Here is a 17,488-nt window from a genome sequence, read left to right on the forward strand (position 1 = left end):
CCGGCATGCCCAAGAAGTCCCTGGCAGGACAGGTCGCCGTGGTCACCGGCGCGGCCCGCGGCGTCGGCGCCGAACTGGCCCGCGCCCTGGCCGCCCGCGGCGCCACCGTGGCCCTGGTCGGGCTGGAGCCCGAGGAACTGGAGCGCGCGGCGGCCGAGTGCGGCCCAGGGGCGGGCTGGTGGGAGGCCGACGTCACCGACCTGACGGCGCTTCAGGCCGTCGCCGGGCAGGTGGTCGAGCGCTTCGGCCGGGTCGACACCGTGGTCGCCAACGCCGGCATCGCCATCGGCGGCACCTTCCTGGACTCCGATCCCGCCGCCTTCCAGCGGGTGATCGAGGTCAACCTGCTCGGCAGCACCACCACCGCCCGCGCCTTCCTGCCCGCGCTGATCGCCTCCCGTGGCTACCTGCTGCAGATCGCCTCGCTGGCGGCGATGACCCCGGCGCCGCTGATGACGGCCTACTGCGCCAGCAAGTCCGGCGTCGAGGCCTTCGCCCACGCCCTGCGCGGCGAGGTCGCCAACCAGGGTGTCGCCGTCGGCGTCGGCTACCTCAGCTGGACGGACACCGACATGGTGCGCGGCGCGGACGAGGACGAGGTGATGCGTGAGATGCGCTCCCACCTGCCCTGGCCCACCAACCGCACCTACCCGCTGGCCCCGGCCGTCCAGCGGCTGGCCGACGGCATCGCCCGCCGCTCCGTCCACGTCTACGCCCAGGGCTGGCTGCGCTCCTACCAGTTGATCAGGGGTCAGATCCCGCTGGTGCTGGGCCGGCTGGCCCCGATGCAGCTCCGCTCCCTGGAGCCCCGCCTGCGCGCCACCGCCGCCGACCGCCGCGGCCTGGTCGGCCGCGGCGGCGCAGCCGACGAACAGGCGCGCGCGGCGCGGGACGCCCCGAACGCCACGCGCTAGCCGGCGACCGGCGTCAGTTGACCGAGTCGGGGTCGGGGCCGATGCGGCCGGCCGGGCCCTGGTCCAGGCCGGCGATGGCGGTCAGGTCGGCCTCGTCCAGGGTGAAGCCGAAGACGTCGGCGTTCTGGCGGATCCGCTCCGGGGTGACCGACTTGGGGATGACCACCGTGCCGAGCTGGAGGTGCCAGCGCAGGATGACCTGGGCCGGGGTGCGGCCCAGGCGCTGGGCGATGCCGGTGAGGACCGGGTGCTGCAGCAGGGTGCCCTGGGCGAGCGGGCTCCAGGCCTCGGTGGCGATGCCGTGCTCGGCGTGGAAGGCGCGCAGCTCCGGCTGCTGGAGCAGCGGGTGCAGCTCGACCTGGTTCACGGCGGGGACCACGCCGGTCTCGTCGATCAGCCGGCGCAGGTGCTCGGGCTTGAAGTTGGACACGCCGATGGCCCGGGTGCGGCCGTCGGCGAGCAGCTTGCCGAAGGCGCGCCAGGTGTCCAGGTAGGTGTCCCGCTCCGGGGTGGGCCAGTGGATCAGGTAGAGGTCGACGTAGTCCAGGCCGAGCTTGTCCAGGCTGGCGTCGAACGCGGCCAGGGTGCGGTCGTGGCCCTGGTCGCCGTTCCACAGCTTGGTGGTGACGAACAGCTCCTCGCGGCGCAGCCCGGACTCGGCGACCGCGGTGCCCGTGCCCTTCTCGTTGCCGTAGATCGCGGCGGTGTCGATGCTGCGGTAGCCGGCCTCCAGGGCGGTGCCGACGGCGGCGGCGGTCTCGGCGTCCGGCACCTGCCAGACACCGAAGCCCAGTTGGGGGATCTGGACGCCGTTGTTGAGGGTGACGACGGGCTGGTTCACGCGCAGTCCTTCAGGTGGGGATGAGATGGTGTCGAGCTGTCGTCCAAACTAGTTGCATGCGCTGGCTATTGTAAAATCAACCTATTTTCGCGGAGGTCCGGGCGGTCTCTCTCCGGAGGGCTGGAACCCCAGCGCCTGCTGCAGCCCCTCCAGGGCCGCCACCAGGAGGCCGGCGTCCCGCACCACCAGATGGCGCGGATCGGTGCTCTCCTCGTCCGGGTCGGGCAGCTCCGCCGCCCAGGCCTGGTACTCCAGCCGGACCGGGGTCAGGTCGATCGGCTGCTCCAGCCGGACCGAGCCGGCAGCGCGGGCGGTCTCCTGCCGGAGCACGGCGGCGAAGCGCTCGGCGCCGGGGACGGGGACGGGCGCCCGGGGCGACCCCGGGTCGGCGTCCAGCGGGGGCAGGTGCGCCTCCATCAGCAGCGTGGTGCGGCCCAGGGCCGCCATCGCCGAACGCGCCCCGCTGATCTGCGAGTTCCGCAGGCCGCGGTGGCGCACCGGTTCGTCCGCCGCCTGCCCGGTGGCGGTCAGCAGTTCGGCACGGGCCTGGCGGTGGTCCAGCAGCGCCTCCCTGACGGCGCGGTAGGAGTCGGCCGAGGGCGCCCCGAAGGCGGCCACCGCCGCCGCGGCGTAGTGGCCGCCGGCCTCGACGTAGGCGGCCAGGCGGTCCGGCAGCCGTACCGTCTGCCAGGTGGGGAACAGGGCGTAGGCGATCAGCGCCAGCGCGCCGCCGAGCAGGGTCTGGCCGACCCGCTCCTCGGCCGTGCTGACCAGGCCGCTGCCGTCCATGGCCAGCAGGAACACCACATAGGCGGCGACGCAGGCGCTCATCGCGGCGTAACCGGTCAGGATGGTGAGGTAGGCGCCGCCGATGGCGACCACGGCCAGGCCGGTGAGCAGCCGGTCGCCCGGCGCGGCGGACCAGATGACCAGGCTGGCCAGGACCACGCCGAGGGCGGTGCCGACGATCCGGCCCACACCCCTGGAGTAGGTCTGCGAGAAGTCGGGCCGCATCACCATCACCGCGGTCAGTGGCGCCCAGTAGCCGTGGCCGAACGGGAGCAGCATGCCGATGGTCTCGCCGACCGCGGCCACCACCCCCACCCGCACCGCGTGCCGCAGCACCGGCGAGGACCAGTGCCAGTTGCGCCGCACCGCGTGCACGGCGACCGGCAGCAGCTCGTGCACCGAGGGACGGGAGAGGGTGCCGAGGCTGGAGCCGTCCCCGTCGCCGCCGGGGGACTCCAGCGAGTCGGCGGTGTCCGCGAGCAGTCCGATCAGCAGCAGCGCCGACTGCCGGGCGGCGCCGGTGAGCACCGGTCCGGTCGAGCGCAGCGCCAGTGCCCGGTAGGTGCGCTCGGGGACGGCGACCGGACGGCCGGTGCGGATGGAGTGCGCCACCGCGTCCAGCACCTGGGCGGCGGCGCCCAGGATCTCCCGGGCCCGGTCCCGCTCCGGACCCTCCTCGTCCGCGCCGACCCGGGGGTCGGCCAGAGCGGCCATGGCGGGGCGCATCCGCTCCATGGTGCCGCGGCGGCCGGCCAGCTCGGGCGGCCGGGTCCGGGCCTGACGGCGGGTCACCGTGGCGGCGCTCCTGGCCACCATCAGCGGATCCGGGTCGAAAGCGGCGAAGGGGTCGTGCCGCAGCCGCCGGGCGTAGTCGGCCATCGAGGCGTAGGCGTCGGCGAGGGCGTCGCGCTGCGCGCCCCAGCGCCGGATCGGCCAGACCACCACCAGCAGCGCCTGGACCAGCCCGCCGGCCGCGATCACCCCGGCGTGGGCGAGTGCCTGCGGGATGTTCTCGGTCAGCGCGACCACGACCAGCATCGCCGGGATGGTGTTGGTCGCGACCACCCCGGCGGCCTGGCCGAGCGACCAGGCCAGCCCGCCCATGAACGCCCAGAGGCCGACCACCAGCACGAACAACGGGGCCCAGGGCGAGGCGAGGTAGCCGACGAAGGTGCTCAGCGACAGCCCGGCGGCCGCGGCCAGGGCGAGCAGCGGACGGGGGCGGTAGCTGCGCTGGAAGGTCGCCACCCCGGCGATGAACGCGCCGATCGCGGCGGAGGCCGCCAGCTGCGGATTGCCGAGCAGCAGTGCGCCGAACGCGGCGATCCCGGCCCCCACCGCTCCGCGCAGCGCCCGCAGCGGCTCGTTGTAGGCGCGCTGCAGGGTGAAGCCGGAGCGGGCGGTGCTCTTGAGGGCCGTGATCCAGGGCATGCGGCTGAGCCTAGGGCCTGGTCCGGGTACTGCGGCTAGGTCCTGGGGCGCTCGTTCCAGGCGGCCATGGCGTGCTTGTCGTGTTCGACGCCGAGCCGGCTGATGGTCCCGGTGGCGAGCATGAAGAGGGAGCCGGAGGCGGCCGGCAGCCCGAGGTAGCGGGCCGTCAGCACCCGCAGGAAGTGGGCGTGCGCGACCAGGGCGACGTCCCCGCCGTCGGCGGCGCGGAGCTCCTTGTCGACGACGGCGAGCACCCGGTCGGCGCGGGCGCCGATCTCCTCGGGGGTCTCGCCCACGTGGCCGTCCGGGCCGGGGACGACCCCGTCCGTCCAGAGGTCCCAGTCGGGGCGGGTCCGGTGGATCTCGGCGGTGGTGATCCCCTCGTAGCCGCCGTAGTCCCACTCGTGCATGTCCTCGACGATCCGGGCGTTCTCCAGCCCGGCCAGCCCGGCCGTGGTCCGCGCCCGCAGCATCGGGCTGCACAGGGTCACCGCGACGGGGTGCTCGGCCAGCATCCCCGCCAGCGCCCGGGCCTGCCGCTCGCCGTTGGCGGTCAGCGGACGGTCGGTGTAGCTGGTGTGCCGCCCGGCCTCGCTCCAGTCGGTCGCGCCGTGCCGGACCAGGATCACATCGCCCATGCCGCTCATCACTCCCACGTCCCCGCGTCGCCCGATGCCTCACATCCTGCTCGATCTTCGCACGGGCCGGGACACAGGCAGGGGCGGGGGAGCCGGGGCGCCGCCGCGTCGGCGGTCACCCTGCGGCGGCGGCCGACGCGTGGGTTTGCCTCAGAGGCAAGATGTTTGCCTGTGCAGGGCACGCAGTGTGAGGCTGGTGCCGTGGACATCAACGGCGAGGTGCTCGGGCTCGGGGCCCGGTTGCGGGAACGGCGGCTGCGCAGTCGGCTGACGCTGGAGGCGGCGGCTGCCCGGACGGGGTTGTCACCGGCCCACCTGTCCCGGCTGGAGACCTCGAAGCGCCAGCCCTCGCTGCCGGTGCTGCTCGGGCTCTCCCGAGCATACGGGGTCCCCGTCGAGGTCCTGCTCGGGGAGGAGGGCGAGGGGCCGTCGGTGGTGAGGGCGCCGGTGCTCCGGGCCGCGGAGGGCGAGTCGACGTCGGCCGGGGGCTGGACCTACCGCCCGGCCGGGGTGCCCGGGCGGGCGATGCAGGCGCTCCGGGTGCACATCCCGGTGCGGGTGCAGGACGCGGTGGTGCGGGTCCACCCGGGCGAGGAGTGGCTGTACGTCCTGGAGGGCCGGCTGGTGCTCACCCTCGACCGCGAGCAGCACCTGCTCGACCCCGGGGACTCGGCGCACTTCGACTCCATGCGACCGCACCGGCTGGTCGCGGAGAGGGAACCGGGGGTCGAGCTGCTCTTCCTCCACACCCTGTTGCAGACGCCCACCGCCGACCTGTGCGTCCACTGAACCGGTCGGATCGAACCGAAGGGATTCCGTCACCATGGCCAGTACGCAGTACCCCGTCGAGGACGGTGGCGCCCGGACCGGGCGCCGGGTCGGCATCCGCGTCTTCATCTACGTCATCGGCCTGCATGTGTTCGCGGGCTTCGTGATGCTGCTCTGCTACCTGGGCCAGCGCGGTCACTGAGGACGGTTCAGGTCAGGACGACCGGGTTGGTGAGGGCCGCCATATGGCCGTTCGGGTGTCGTACTTCGACCCGGACGAAGCCCGATTCCCGGGCCGTGGTGTGCCATTGGGCGGCGCCGGCGCCGTGAGCAGGAAGCTCCGGTGCACGGTGGACCCCTCCGTGGTCGGTGTGGAAGCTGACGGTCGCCCATGGGACGCCGCGTATGTCCGCCCGTACATTCACCGGTTCGCCGAGGCTGTTGAGGCGCTCGCCGATCCCCGCGCCGTGTCCGGCGGCGGTCGCGGTCAGCGACAACCCCACCGCGGCCGATTCGGCGATCCAGCTCCGGCCCGCACGGATGCCGGCCAGGATCGCCCGGGTGCTCAACTCCTCGGCCAGGACGACGGTGTGCGGGAGGGAGAGCTGGCCCGCCAGATGGGTGTCGCTGTTGCCCATGGCCGGCCGCCAGCTCCCGTCGCGGAGGTCGGCGGCGGTGAGGGCGGCGGCCCACTCGGCCAGGGCCCTCTCGTTGTCGGCGTTCCACGGCCGGTCCGACGCCCACTGGCCGTTCCACACCTCGACCACGTCGAACCCCTGGAGCGGATAGGCGAAGTCGCCGGTGGGGTAGGGCGCGTGCGGGTGCGCCGCCACGCACAGCCCGCCGACCCCGTGCACCCGGTCCACCTGCTCGTCGACCAGGTGGTCCTGGACGCCGTAGTCCCAGTCGACCGACTGCCCGGGCCCGATGCCGAGGGCGAGCCAGTGGCCGGTCTGCGTGGTCGCCTCCTGACCGAGGATCACCAGCAGGTCCGGGCCTGCGTGAGCGGCCCAGGCACCGTGCCCCTCGGCCGTGTTGTGCTCCGTGGTCGCGATGAAGTCGAGCCCCGCCGCGCGGGCGGCCGCCGCCAGCTGCTGCGGGGTGAGCTCGCCGGCGGTGGAGAGCACCGAATGGACATGGCAGTCCCCGCGGTACCAGCTGCTCCTGGGCATTCCGCACCTCCGTGTCGGTCCTGTCGGCCGAACGCCGGAGGTGCGTGCCGCGTTCCCCCGGGCGGGTGCTGACGTTCCGTCAGTGCTGGTGGTGCTCCATGGCCGCGTGGTCGTGCCCGGTGTGGTCGGAGTCGGGGGAGCCGCCCATCATGCTGAGCATCCGGCGGCCGCCGGTGCGGGCGAAGCGGTAGAGCAGGAGTGCGGCCAGGAGCAGGAAGGCGATGTTGAGCCAGGTGGTGTAGTTCCAGCTGACGCCGTCCATCGGGATCTTCGCCCGGGCCTGGTCGGGGATCAGGCCCAGGCCGCCGAAGGCGAACTCGATCGCGTAGCCGGCGACGACCATGGCGGCGTAGAAGGTCGCGGCCAGGAAGGCGGTCATCCGCCAGCCGTAGTACTTCCTGTAGATGTTCAGGATCGGGAGGATTAGCAGGTCGGCGAAGATGAAGGAGACCACGCCGCCGAAGCTGATGCCGCCCTTCCAGAGCACCACCGCCAAGGGGACGTTGCCGATGGAGCAGACGAAGGAGAAGACCGCGACCAGCGGGCCGACGAGCGGGCCCCAGAGCTTCGCGGCAAGGGGGTGGCCGTCGAAGAAGAAGGTGCGCCAGAAGCTGTCGGGGACCCAGGCGGCGATGGCGCCGGCGATGAGCAGGCCGACGACCAGGTCACGCAGGATCGCCGCCCACTCCATGACGAAGACGTGCGCCACCGAGGTCCAGCCCTCGCGGGAGAACAGGCGCTTGGCGAAGGAGCCCTCGCTCTGGACGGACATGTCCATCGCGGCGTGGCCCTCCATCGAGCCGGCCCGGCCGTGGTCGGCTTGTTCGCGGGCCTCCCGGAGCAGCTTGTCGCGCAGGAAGAGGCGGAACAGGACGGCCAGGACCACGATCATGATGGGGCCGCCGACGAACTCGGCCGCGGTGAACTGCCACCCCATCAGCAGGGCCAGGATCACGCCCAACTCCACCACCAGGTTGGTCGAGGCGATCTCGAAGGCCATGGCCGCGGTGAAGTCCGCGCCCTTGCGGAACAGTGAACGGGCCAGCGCCACGGCGGCGTAGGAGCAGGAGGACGAGGCGGCGCCGAGCAGCGAGGCCAGGGCCAGGGTGCGGGGGCGGTCGTCGCCGAGCAGGCGGACCACGGTGGACTTGCGGACCACCGACTGGACCACGGCCGAGAGGGTGAAACCCAGGATCAGGGCCCAGGTGATCTCCCAGGTCATGGCTCCGGTGATGGAGAGTGCATGGGTGAGGGCGTGCCAGAGGTCGTTCATCTCGCGCCGTCCGGGGGTGTGTGGCGGTCTGGGTGGTCGTGCTCCCGAGCAACGACTATACCCCCCAGGGGTATTCCACGGTGCTGTTGTGACGCGCCCGCTCGGCGGCCCAGGCGGTGAGATGGGCCTCCAGACTGGTCTCCGGATCGGAGCGGACCAGGGTGCGGTCGCCGCTGCTCACGGCCGCGAGGAAGGCGTCGACTAGGCGGTCGTCGCCGTCGCCGTGGCCGCCGAGGTCGGTTCCGGCGGCCATCCCGAAGTCGTGGACGGTGCTGGTGCCGGTGCGGAAGTCGGTGACGGTCGCGGTCATCCCGTCGCCGTCCAGTTGGCCGTGGCTGCCGAAGATCCTGGTGCGGCGCGGCCCCATCGCGGTGAACGCCGTCATGGTGAAGGAGGCGGTCGTGCCGCCCTCGTACTCCAGGTTGACGACCTGGTGGTCGACCACGTCGTTGTCGCAGGTGTAGACGCAGCGCCCGTACGGACTGTCGCGGAGCGCGTCCAGCACGCCGGCCGGGGTGCGTTCGGCGGTGACCACCGACAGCGGCCAGTGCAGGCGGCCGCCGCTCCCGCCGTCCGCGCGGCCCCCGCCGCTCCCGCCGTCGTCGGCCAGGCTCTCGGCCAGGACCCGCAGGTAGAGCCGGGGGGCCGAGTACGGGCAGTCGGGTTCGACCGGGCAGTCCAGGCAGTGGTCGGCGGCGCCGGCGGGGCGGTTCTCCGGGCGGAAGTGCTGGAGGCCGCCGAACGAGGAGACCTTGCGGACCGGACGTCCGACGATGTACGAGAGCCAGTCCAGGTCGTGGCCGGACTTGGCCAGCAGCATCGGGACGGCCCGGGCCTCGCGGCGCCAGTTGCCGCGGACGAACGAGTGCGCCTGGTGCCACCAGCCGACCGGCTCCAGGTGCTGGACGGCGATCACGTCGCCCAGCAGGCCGTCGTCGACGAGGGCCTTCACCCCGGCGGTGTACGAGGTGTAGCGCAGCACATGGCAGACCGCGAGGATCACCCCGGACCGCCGCACCGCCTCGACGATCCGGCGGGCATCCGGCTCATTGGTCGCCATCGGCTTCTCCAGCAGGATGTGCAGACCGGCGGAGGCGAAGGCCAGGGCGGGCTCGACGTGGTCGGCGTCCTGGGTGGCGATGACGACGGCGTCTGCCGGGACGCCCGCTGCGGCCAGGTCGCGCCAGTCGGCGAAGGCGGTCGCTTCCGGGTGCTCGCGGGCGGCGTCGGCGGCGCGGCGCGGGTCGGGGTCCGCGAAGCCGGTGACCACGGCGCGGCCGGTGGCCGTTGCATAGCGGGCGTAGCCGCTGCCGCGCGAGCCCGCCCCGACGATCAACAGGCGGACGGGCGAGCACTCCTGAGCTGGTGTCATGCTCCGGAGTATCGCGCCGTCGCGCCGCGGTGGGCAGGGGGCGCGCGGTCCGTCCGCCACGGTCCCGACGGGTCAGGCCGCCGGCTCCAGGGTCCCGTCGCGGGAGACCAGGGCCGCGTAGTGGCCGCCCAGGGCGAGGAGCTCGTCGTGGGTGCCGTGTTCGGCGATCCGGCCGTGGTCCAGGACCACGATCTGGTCGGCGTCGCGGACCGTGGACAGCCGGTGCGCGATGGTGATGGTGGTGCGGCCGGCCGAGAGGGTGTCCAGGGCCTGCTGCACCGCCTGCTCGGTCTGGGTGTCCAGCGCGCTGGTGGCCTCGTCCAGGACCAGCACCGGCGGGTCGCGCAGGATGGTGCGGGCGATGGCCAGCCGCTGCTTCTCGCCGCCGGAGAAGCGGTAGCCGCGTTCGCCGACCATGGTGGCGTAGCCGTCCGGGAGGGCGGCGATGTGGTCGTGGATCTGCGCGGCGCGGGCTGCCTCGTAGAGCTCCTCGTCGGTGGCGTCGGGCTTGGCGAAGCGCAGGTTGTCGGCGACCGAGGCGTGGAAGAGGTACGTCTCCTGGGAGACCACGCCGACGGTGTCGGCCAGCGACTCGAAGCTGAGCTCGCGCACGTCGGTGCCGTCGATCAGCACCCGGCCCGAGGTCACGTCGTAGAGGCGGGGGACCAGATAGCTGAGCGTGGTCTTGCCGGAGCCGGTCTCGCCGACGACGGCCAGGCTGCTGCCGGCCGGGACGGTGAGGTCGATGTCGGCGAGGGTGGGGCGGGCGCCGGCGGCGGGGTCGTAGCTGAAGCCGACGTGCTCGAAGCGGACCGAGCCGGTGCGTGCGCCGGAGCCGGGAGCCGGTGCCAGGGTGACCGGGTCCGGGCGCTCGGTGATGTCGGGGACCAGGTCCAGGTACTCGAAGATGCGCTGGAACAGGGCCAGTGAGACCTGCACCGACACGCCGACCTGGAGCAGCTGCACGGTGGGCCGGAACAGGCTCTGCTGCAGCGAGGTGAAGGCGACCAGGGTGCCGATGGAGACGGCGGTGGTGTGGCCGTTGCCGCCGGTCAGGCCGGCCGCCCAGTAGATCACCGCGGGCATCGCCGCCATCACGATCTGGATGGTGGACTGCCGCCAGCGGCCCGCCATGTCGGCACGGACCTCCAGGTCGGCCAGGGCGTCGGACTCGCGGGCGAACTCGTCGCTGAGGCCGCGGGAACGGCCCATGGTGCGGCCGAGCAGGACGCCGCTGACGGACAGCGACTCCTGCATGATCGAGGAGATCGCGGCGAGCTGCTTCTGCCGCTCGGTGGCGATCTTGCGGCGCTCGTTGCCGACCCGGCGGCTGATCCAGACGAACAGCGGGAGCAGCAGCAGCGAGACGATGGTAAGCCTCCAGTCCAGCGCGACCATGGCGACCACGGTGGCGACCACCGTGGTGAGGCTGGAGACCAGGGCGGTTGCGGTGCTGGTGACGGTGGACTGCATGCCGCCGATGTCGTTGGCGATCCGGGACTGCACCTCGCCGGTGCGGGTCCGGGTGAAGAAGGCCAGCGGCATCCGCTGCAGATGGGCGTAGACGCTGGTGCGCAGGTCGTGCATGACCCGCTGGCCGACGCTGGTGCTGAGGTAGGTCTGCAGCACGTTGAAGACCGAGTTGGCGACCGCGACCGCGATCATGCCGAGGGCCAGCAGGCTCAGCAGGCCGGTGCGGCCCTGCGGGATGGCGGTGTCGAGGACGGCGCGCAGCAGGAACGGCGAGGCCACCGACACCAGCGAGGAGAGGCCGACGAACAGGCCGACGGCCATCAGTTTGCCCCGGTAGGGGCGGAACAGGCGCAGGATGCGGCGCAGCTGCGCGGGCGCTTGGGGGGCGCCCGGCTTGCGGGCGGGTGGAGTCCAGTCAGGTCCTGGGGTGCGCATGGGCGGCTCCGGGGGATCGGGGGACGGGCTTGCTTCCTCCCGTCCAACGGAGCATAGCTCATCGTTATTCCGGCTAATAGTGAGTAAGGCTCAGTGCTGCGGGGAGGGCTTGGTCAAAGGGGTGGAGAGCGCTCTCCGGTTCTGTTATAAACGGCGCATGGACGAGCTCCACAGCGCCGCCGCCGGAACCGCTCCGACCTTGGAGGACGTGGCCAGGGTCGCCGGGGTGTCCCGGGCCACGGTCTCCAGGGTGGTGAATCGCACCCGCAATGTCGACCCCGCGATCCAGGAGACGGTGCGCCGGGCCGTCGCCGCGGTGGGGTACGTCCCCAACGGCGCCGCCCGCTCGCTGATCACCCGCCGCAGTGGGTCGGTGGCGCTGGTGGCCTCCGGCGCCGGGGAGGGGCAGGAGGAGGAGTTCCGCACCCGGTTCTTCACCGACCCCTTCTTCAGCCGGGTGGTCAACGGCGTGATGGGCTTCCTGCGCCCGCGCGGGATGCACCCCGTGCTGATGCTGGCCGAGTCCGAGGAGGCCAGGGACGAGGTCGTCGCCTATCTGCGGCAGCGCAGCGCGGACGGGGCGCTGGTGGTGTCCACCCACGCCGACGACCCGCTGCCGGAGCTGCTGGTGGCGGCCGGGCTGCCCGCGGTGCTGTTCGCCCGGCCGGCCCGGCCGGTGCGGATCGGCTTCGTCGACCTCGCGCACCAGGAGGGCGCGCGGCTGGCCGCGGACCGGCTGGTCGGGCAGGGCTGCCGGCGGGTGGCGGTGATCTCCGGACCGCTGGACATCCGCGCCGCGCGGGAGCGCCAGGACGGCTTCCTGGAGGCGATGGCCCGGCACGGCGAGCCGCTGGTGCCCACCGCGGAGGGGAACTTCACCCAGGCCAGCGGGGAGGCCGCGATGCAGCGGCTGCTGCTGGAACGGCCGGACCTGGACGGGGTGTTCGCCGCCAACGACCTGATGGCGCGGGGGGCGCTGCACATCCTGCGCGAGCACGGTCGGCGGGTGCCGGCGGACGTCAAGGTGGTCGGATTCGACGACAGCAGCGCGGCGGTCGACAGCCGTCCGGCCCTGACCACGGTGCGGCAGCCGGTGGAGGAGATGGCGGCGGAGATGGCGCGGCTGCTGCTGGACCGGATCGAAGGGCGGGTGGAGGGGCCGAGATCGGCGGTGTTCGACCCGGTGCTGGTGGTCCGGCAGTCGGGCTGAGCGGTCTTCCGCCCCGGGCGGGGAGGCACCCCCGCCCGGAACGTGCTCCCGGGGAACGGAGAGCGCTCTCCGTTCCGGTTCAGGGTCCGCGTCCGGGCCTGCGGAGTCAAGGGACGCGACACCGTCAGGCTGCCCTGAATGTCCATCAATGATGGCAGTTATGGCTGCCGTTGAGTACCGGAACCGCGTCTTCTGACAAAACTCTTGACGACCGTGAAACAACAGCGCCACCATCGGGAGAGCGCTCTCTGGGTGAGCGCTCTCCAACTCAGGCCCACCCCCTGCCACCTCTGTCAGGAGTCCCCATGGGAGCCCCACCCCTTGGTTCCGCGCGCGTTCTGCTGAGAACGACGGCCCCCGCCGTCGTAGCGCTCTCGCTGTTCTTCTACGCTCTGGTCGCCGGGCCGATCACGGCCCGTGCCGCCGACACCCTGCTCTCCCAGGGCAGGACCGCGACCTCCTCGTCCAATGAGACCGCCGGCGACGGGCTGGGCCCGGCCAACGCCGTGGACGGCAGCACCGGCACCCGCTGGGCCAGCGCCTGGAGCGACCCGCAGTGGCTGCAGGTCGACCTGGGCAGCAGCTACAGCATCGACAAGATCGTGCTGAACTGGGAGAACTACGCGAAGTCGTACCAGATCCAGGTCTCCGACAACGGGGCCGACTGGACCAGCGTCTACTCCACCACCACCGGTGCGGGCGGCACCGAGACCCTGAACGTCAGCGGCACCGGCCGCTATGTGCGGATGTACGGGACGGTGCGCGAGAACGGCTACGGCTACTCGCTCTGGGAGTTCCAGGTGTACGGCCTGGCCTCCTCGGCCACCCCGACGCCGACCGCCACCCCGACGCCCACGCCGACCCCGACGCCGACCGCCACCGGGTCCACCCCGCCCGGCAACTGGACCACCGTCTGGACCGACGACTTCGCCGGCGGCTCGGGCAGCGCGCCCTCCTCGGCCAACTGGATCACCGACACCGGTACCCAGTACCAGAACGGCTCCGCCAACTGGGGCACCGGCGAGGTCGACACCGACACCGCCAACGCCGCCAATGTCGCGGTGGACGGCAACGGCCACCTCAACCTGACCGCGGTCAAGGACGGCAGCGGCAACTGGACCTCGGGCCGGGTGGAGACCCAGCGCAGCGACTTCGCCGCGCCGGCCGGCGGCCAGTTGATGGTCTCCGCCTCCATCAAGCAGCCGAACCCGGCCAACGGGCTCGGCTACTGGCCCGCCTTCAAGGCCGTCGGCGCCCAGTACCGCACCGACATGACCAGTTGGCCGAAGATGGGCGAGAGCGACATCCTGGAGGACGTCAACGGCCGCAGCCAGCTCTCGGCGACCCTGCACTGCGGGACCGCGCCCAACGGCAACTGCAACGAGTACAACGGGATGACCAGCGGACTGGCCGGCTGCACCGGCTGCCAGACCGGCTACCACACCTACACCGAGATCGTCGACCGCACCCAGTCGGACGAGCAGATCCGCTACTACCTGGACAACCAGCAGGTGTGGCAGGTCAACGAGTCCCAGGTCGGCGTCGCCACCTGGCAGGCGGCCGTGGACCACGGCTTCTATCTGCAGGCGGACCTCGCCATCGGCGGCTCCTACCCCAACGCAGTCTGCGGCTGCACCTCGCCCAGCAGCGCCACCGGCTCCGGCGGCACGCTGTCCATCGGCGCGGTGACGGTGTCCACCACCACCGGCACGCCGCCCTCCCCGCTGACCGACCCGGCGGTGCCGACCGGCGCCAGTAATGTGCGTGTCACCGGCTCGCAGGGGAACTGGCAGCTCAGCGTCAACGGCTCGCCGTACCAGGTCAAGGGCGTCACCTGGGGTCCCTCCACGGACACCGCCGCGGCCCATATGAGGGACCTGAAGTCCATGGGCGTCAACACCGTGCGCACCTGGGGCACCGACGGCACCACCCAGCCGCTGCTGGACGCAGCCTCCGCCTACGGCGTGAAGGTGATCAACGGCTTCTGGCTGAACCAGGGCGCCGACTACGTCAACGACACCGCGTACAGGACCAGCACCCTCAACTCCATCGTGTCCTGGGTCAACGCCTACAAGAACGACCCCGCGGTGCTGATGTGGGACGTCGGCAACGAGGTCATCCTGACCACCCAGGACCACTACACCGGCGCGGCGGTGGAGCAGCAGCGGATCGCCTACGCCCAGTACGTGGAGCAGATCGTCCAGGCCGTCCACGCGGCCGACCCCAACCACCCGGTGACCTCGACCGACGCCTACACCGGCGCCTGGCCGTACTACAAGCAGTACACCCCGGACCTGGACCTCTACGCGGTCAACTCCTACGGGGCGGTGTGCAGCGTCAAGAGCGACTGGATCAACGGCGGTTACACCAAGCCCTACATCGTCACCGAGTCCGGCGACTCCGGGGAGTGGGAGGTCCCCAACGACGCCAACGGCGTGCCCACCCAGCCCACCGACGTGCAGATGCGGGACGGCTACACCAGCGCCTGGAACTGCATCTCCGGCCACACCGGCGTCTCCTTCGGCGGCACCCTGTTCAACTACGGCCAGGAGAACGACTTCGGCGGCATCTGGTTCAACCTGATCCCGGAGGCCTGGAAGCGGCTCGCCTACTACTCGGTGGCCAAGGCCTACGGCGGGACCCCGCAGAAGAACACCCCGCCGGTGATCAGCAGCATGTCCCTGAGCAATACCGCGACCGTGCCGTCCGGGGGAACCTTCGACATCACCACCAACACCACCGATCCCGACGGCGACCTGATCCGCTACAACCTGATGTACACCAGCAAGTACGTGGACGGCGGCACCGGGCTGCAGCAGGTCACCTTCACCCAGACCGGGGACGGCCGGTTCACCGCCACCGCGCCGAAGACCCTGGGCGTCTGGAAGGTCTACGTCTACGCCTACGACGGCCACGGCAACGTCGGTGTGGAGACCCGCTCCTTCCGGGTGGTCGCCCCGCCGGTGAACGGGACGAACGTGGCCAAGGGCAAGACCACCACGGCCTCGTCCTTCCAGACCACGGTCGGCAACTTCAGCCCGGGCCAGGCCACCGACGGTGACTGGAGCACCCGTTGGGCCAGCAACTGGGACGACGCCGAGTGGCTGCAGGTCGACCTCGGCCAGACCACGGCGATCCACCACGTCCAGCTCGGCTGGGAGGCCGCGTACGGCAAGTCGTACCAGGTCCAGGTGTCCAACGACGGCACCAACTGGACCACGGTCTACTCCACCACCACGGGCACCGGCGGCGTCGACGACTTCGACGTCACCGGATCGGGCCGTTATGTGCGGCTGAACCTCACTCAGCGCGGCAGCGCCTACGGCTACTCGCTGTACGAGTTCGGCGTCTACGCCTGAGTCCCGAGGAACCACTCTGCTCCAACCCACCCACCCGCGCGCCCACTGGGAGGAACGGACATGAACGCAAGGACCCGCCTCCCGGTGGGGGCCGCGCTGCTGCAGCTCGGCACGGTCGCGGGGTGCGCCGCCACGGCGGAGCGCCCAGCCGGTCCGGCCGACCTGGTCGGACCGGCTGTACTCGTGCCGCTACGTCTACCCGGGCGGCTCCATGCTGCTCTCGGTCAAGGACCTGCCGGACGCCACCGTGCTGACCGTGGACGTCAGCGCGCTGCCGGCCGGTTTCGGAAAGCCGGCCCGCTCCCGGGCCTCGGCCGCCAGGACCGTCGCGACCATAGTGCTGATCTGCTGGAAGGAGGGCTGACGGGGGGTCCGGTCCGCGCCACCTGCTTGGAGCAGTACCGGTCAGGGTCTCCCAGGAGACTTGATCAACGGCCTGACCTGCGACTATTCCGATCCTCCGGGGTTGCTGGGCGGGAATCCGGACCTGCGTCCGAAACCTCGCCGCGAGAGGTTTGGCTGACGGCGTCCACCCGAGCAGCCGATCTTGAGGTTGGGTTTTCGCCACGACGGACAGCATCCGACTGCCAAGGCGGTTGAACGCACCCGGAGGGTGACGCATGGCCCTGAACGGTTCTCCGTTCCTCGTGACGACCATCGTGCTCGCGCTGGTACTGACCCTGCTCGCCCTGACGGCCTGGAACCGACTGCCGGGCCCGAAACCGGTTCGGGTCGGCGCGCGGCTGCTGATGCTCGCGGCGACCCAGGGCGCGGCGGTGCTGGTGGTGCTGGTGCTCGTGAACAACAGCTACGCCTTCTACGACTCCTGGTCGGACCTGGTCGGGACCCAGGCCGGGGCCGCGACCTTCGAGTCCGTGGGTGTTGGGGTCCGGCAGAGCTCGCTGAGCGCCGCCACCGCGACGCCGGCCACCTTCCGCACGGGGTCGCAGGGCCTGCAGGTCTCCGAGCCGGTCGGGCCGCGCTCGCACATCCGCGGCCAACTGCTGGTCTGGCTGCCGCCGGAGTACGACGAACCCGCGCACGCCGGGGAGCGCTTCCCGGTGGTGGTGCTGCTGCCCGGGCAGCCGGGTACCCCGATGTCCTGGTTCGACGCCATGAACGGGCAGGACGAGCTGGCCCGGCTGGTCGAGGCCCATCAGGCCCGGCCGATGATCCTGGTCGCGGCCAAGTCCAACACCCTGGGCACCGACGACGCCGGCTGCACGGACCTGCCGAAGGGGCCCAAGACCGACACCTGGCTCGCCGAGGACGTCCCGGCGATCGTCAAGAGCCGGTTCCGGGTCTCCAACGACCCCTACGACTGGTCGGTGATGGGCTACTCGGCCGGCGGCTACTGCGCCGCGAACCTGGCCGTGCACCACCCCGACGTGTTCCACTCCGCGGTCAGCATCTCCGGCTACAACATGCCCGAGGCCACCGTGGTGCTGGCCCACCCCGCGCTGACCAAGGCCAACAACCCGCTGCTGGTGCTGCGCCGGGCGGCCCGGCAGCCGGACATCGCGCTGCTGCTCACCGGCAGTCTGCAGGACGGCTCCACGGTGCAGGACGCCCGGGCGCTGGTGGGCGCGCTGCGGGCGCCGGCCACCGGTGACGTGGCCACGGTGCAGCGCGGCGGGCACAACATGGACGTCTGGCAGGAGATGCTGCCGACCGCCTTCCAGTGGATCTCCCGCCACCTGCGCTGACAGTGCCCCGGTAGTTCCCCGGACCCTTCCCGGGGCCGTTCCCCGACCGTTTCCAGGACCGCAGCCCCGTTGTGCGGCGGGAGACGGGCTGCCATTCTCGTGGCGGC

At 72.0% G+C, this 17,488-nt stretch carries 14 protein-coding genes; 7 read left to right on the top strand and 7 right to left on the bottom strand.

Features of this window, described 5'->3' with window-relative positions; all coding sequences use genetic code 11:
• Positions 1 to 5 precede the first annotated feature (5 nt).
• Positions 6 to 914 (top strand): SDR family oxidoreductase, encoded by a 909-nt coding sequence (locus TR46_RS21795; protein WP_042403888.1) that lies wholly within the window; start codon positions 6 to 8, stop codon positions 912 to 914.
• Between the two features lie 13 nt (positions 915 to 927).
• Here the strand turns inward: TR46_RS21795 and TR46_RS21800 are convergent, their stop codons facing one another.
• The 3 genes from TR46_RS21800 to TR46_RS21810 all read right to left on the bottom strand — a co-directional run bounded on the left by TR46_RS21800 (position 928) and on the right by TR46_RS21810 (position 4,613).
• Positions 928 to 1,755: an aldo/keto reductase gene (locus TR46_RS21800; protein WP_152626604.1), complete on the bottom strand. Its 828-nt coding sequence runs from the start codon at positions 1,753 to 1,755 to the stop codon at positions 928 to 930.
• Positions 1,756 to 1,836: 81 nt separating this feature from the next.
• On the bottom strand, positions 1,837 to 3,975 hold the full coding sequence (locus tag TR46_RS21805) for an FUSC family protein (protein WP_042403893.1): 2,139 nt from the start codon (positions 3,973 to 3,975) through the stop codon (positions 1,837 to 1,839).
• A gap of 35 nt (positions 3,976 to 4,010) precedes the next feature.
• A complete protein-coding gene (locus TR46_RS21810; RefSeq protein WP_042403982.1) occupies positions 4,011 to 4,613 on the bottom strand; it encodes a histidine phosphatase family protein in 603 nt (200 codons plus the stop codon).
• Positions 4,614 to 4,814: 201 nt separating this feature from the next.
• On the opposite strand from TR46_RS21810, the gene TR46_RS21815 reads away from it, so the two are divergent.
• On the top strand, positions 4,815 to 5,402 hold the full coding sequence (locus tag TR46_RS21815; protein ID WP_042403984.1) for a helix-turn-helix domain-containing protein: 588 nt from the start codon (positions 4,815 to 4,817) through the stop codon (positions 5,400 to 5,402).
• Positions 5,403 to 5,436: 34 nt separating this feature from the next.
• Complete coding sequence (locus TR46_RS43190; RefSeq protein ID WP_169790661.1) at positions 5,437 to 5,583, top strand: DUF6126 family protein; 147 nt, start codon at positions 5,437 to 5,439, stop codon at positions 5,581 to 5,583.
• Positions 5,584 to 5,590: 7 nt separating this feature from the next.
• Here the strand turns inward: TR46_RS43190 and TR46_RS21820 are convergent, their stop codons facing one another.
• The 4 genes from TR46_RS21820 to TR46_RS21835 all read right to left on the bottom strand — a co-directional run bounded on the left by TR46_RS21820 (position 5,591) and on the right by TR46_RS21835 (position 11,106).
• Positions 5,591 to 6,553, bottom strand: coding sequence for a CehA/McbA family metallohydrolase (locus TR46_RS21820; RefSeq protein ID WP_042403895.1), 963 nt, complete (start codon positions 6,551 to 6,553; stop codon positions 5,591 to 5,593).
• A 79-nt stretch (positions 6,554 to 6,632) separates the two neighbouring features.
• Positions 6,633 to 7,826, bottom strand: coding sequence for a permease (locus TR46_RS21825; protein ID WP_042403896.1), 1,194 nt, complete (start codon positions 7,824 to 7,826; stop codon positions 6,633 to 6,635).
• A 55-nt stretch (positions 7,827 to 7,881) separates the two neighbouring features.
• Positions 7,882 to 9,198, bottom strand: coding sequence for a Gfo/Idh/MocA family protein (locus TR46_RS21830; RefSeq protein WP_042403898.1), 1,317 nt, complete (start codon positions 9,196 to 9,198; stop codon positions 7,882 to 7,884).
• Between the two features lie 72 nt (positions 9,199 to 9,270).
• Positions 9,271 to 11,106, bottom strand: a complete 1,836-nt coding sequence (locus TR46_RS21835; RefSeq protein WP_042403899.1) for an ABC transporter ATP-binding protein — start codon at positions 11,104 to 11,106, stop codon at positions 9,271 to 9,273.
• Positions 11,107 to 11,263: 157 nt separating this feature from the next.
• Between TR46_RS21835 and TR46_RS21840 the strand changes: the two genes are divergently transcribed.
• From TR46_RS21840 to TR46_RS21850, 4 genes are all read left to right on the top strand, one after another.
• Positions 11,264 to 12,316, top strand: a complete 1,053-nt coding sequence (locus tag TR46_RS21840; protein WP_042403901.1) for a LacI family DNA-binding transcriptional regulator — start codon at positions 11,264 to 11,266, stop codon at positions 12,314 to 12,316.
• 305 nt (positions 12,317 to 12,621) lie between these two features.
• A complete protein-coding gene (locus tag TR46_RS45570) occupies positions 12,622 to 15,675 on the top strand; it encodes a galactose-binding domain-containing protein (protein ID WP_042403902.1) in 3,054 nt (1,017 codons plus the stop codon).
• 211 nt (positions 15,676 to 15,886) lie between these two features.
• Complete coding sequence (locus tag TR46_RS42485; protein WP_161790177.1) at positions 15,887 to 16,039, top strand: hypothetical protein; 153 nt, start codon at positions 15,887 to 15,889, stop codon at positions 16,037 to 16,039.
• 283 nt (positions 16,040 to 16,322) lie between these two features.
• Positions 16,323 to 17,381: an alpha/beta hydrolase gene (locus TR46_RS21850; protein ID WP_161790178.1), complete on the top strand. Its 1,059-nt coding sequence runs from the start codon at positions 16,323 to 16,325 to the stop codon at positions 17,379 to 17,381.
• Positions 17,382 to 17,488: the final 107 nt, after the last annotated feature.

Origin of the sequence: Streptacidiphilus carbonis (genome assembly GCF_000787775.1) — a bacterium.
Taxonomy (GTDB): domain Bacteria; phylum Actinomycetota; class Actinomycetes; order Streptomycetales; family Streptomycetaceae; genus Streptacidiphilus; species Streptacidiphilus carbonis.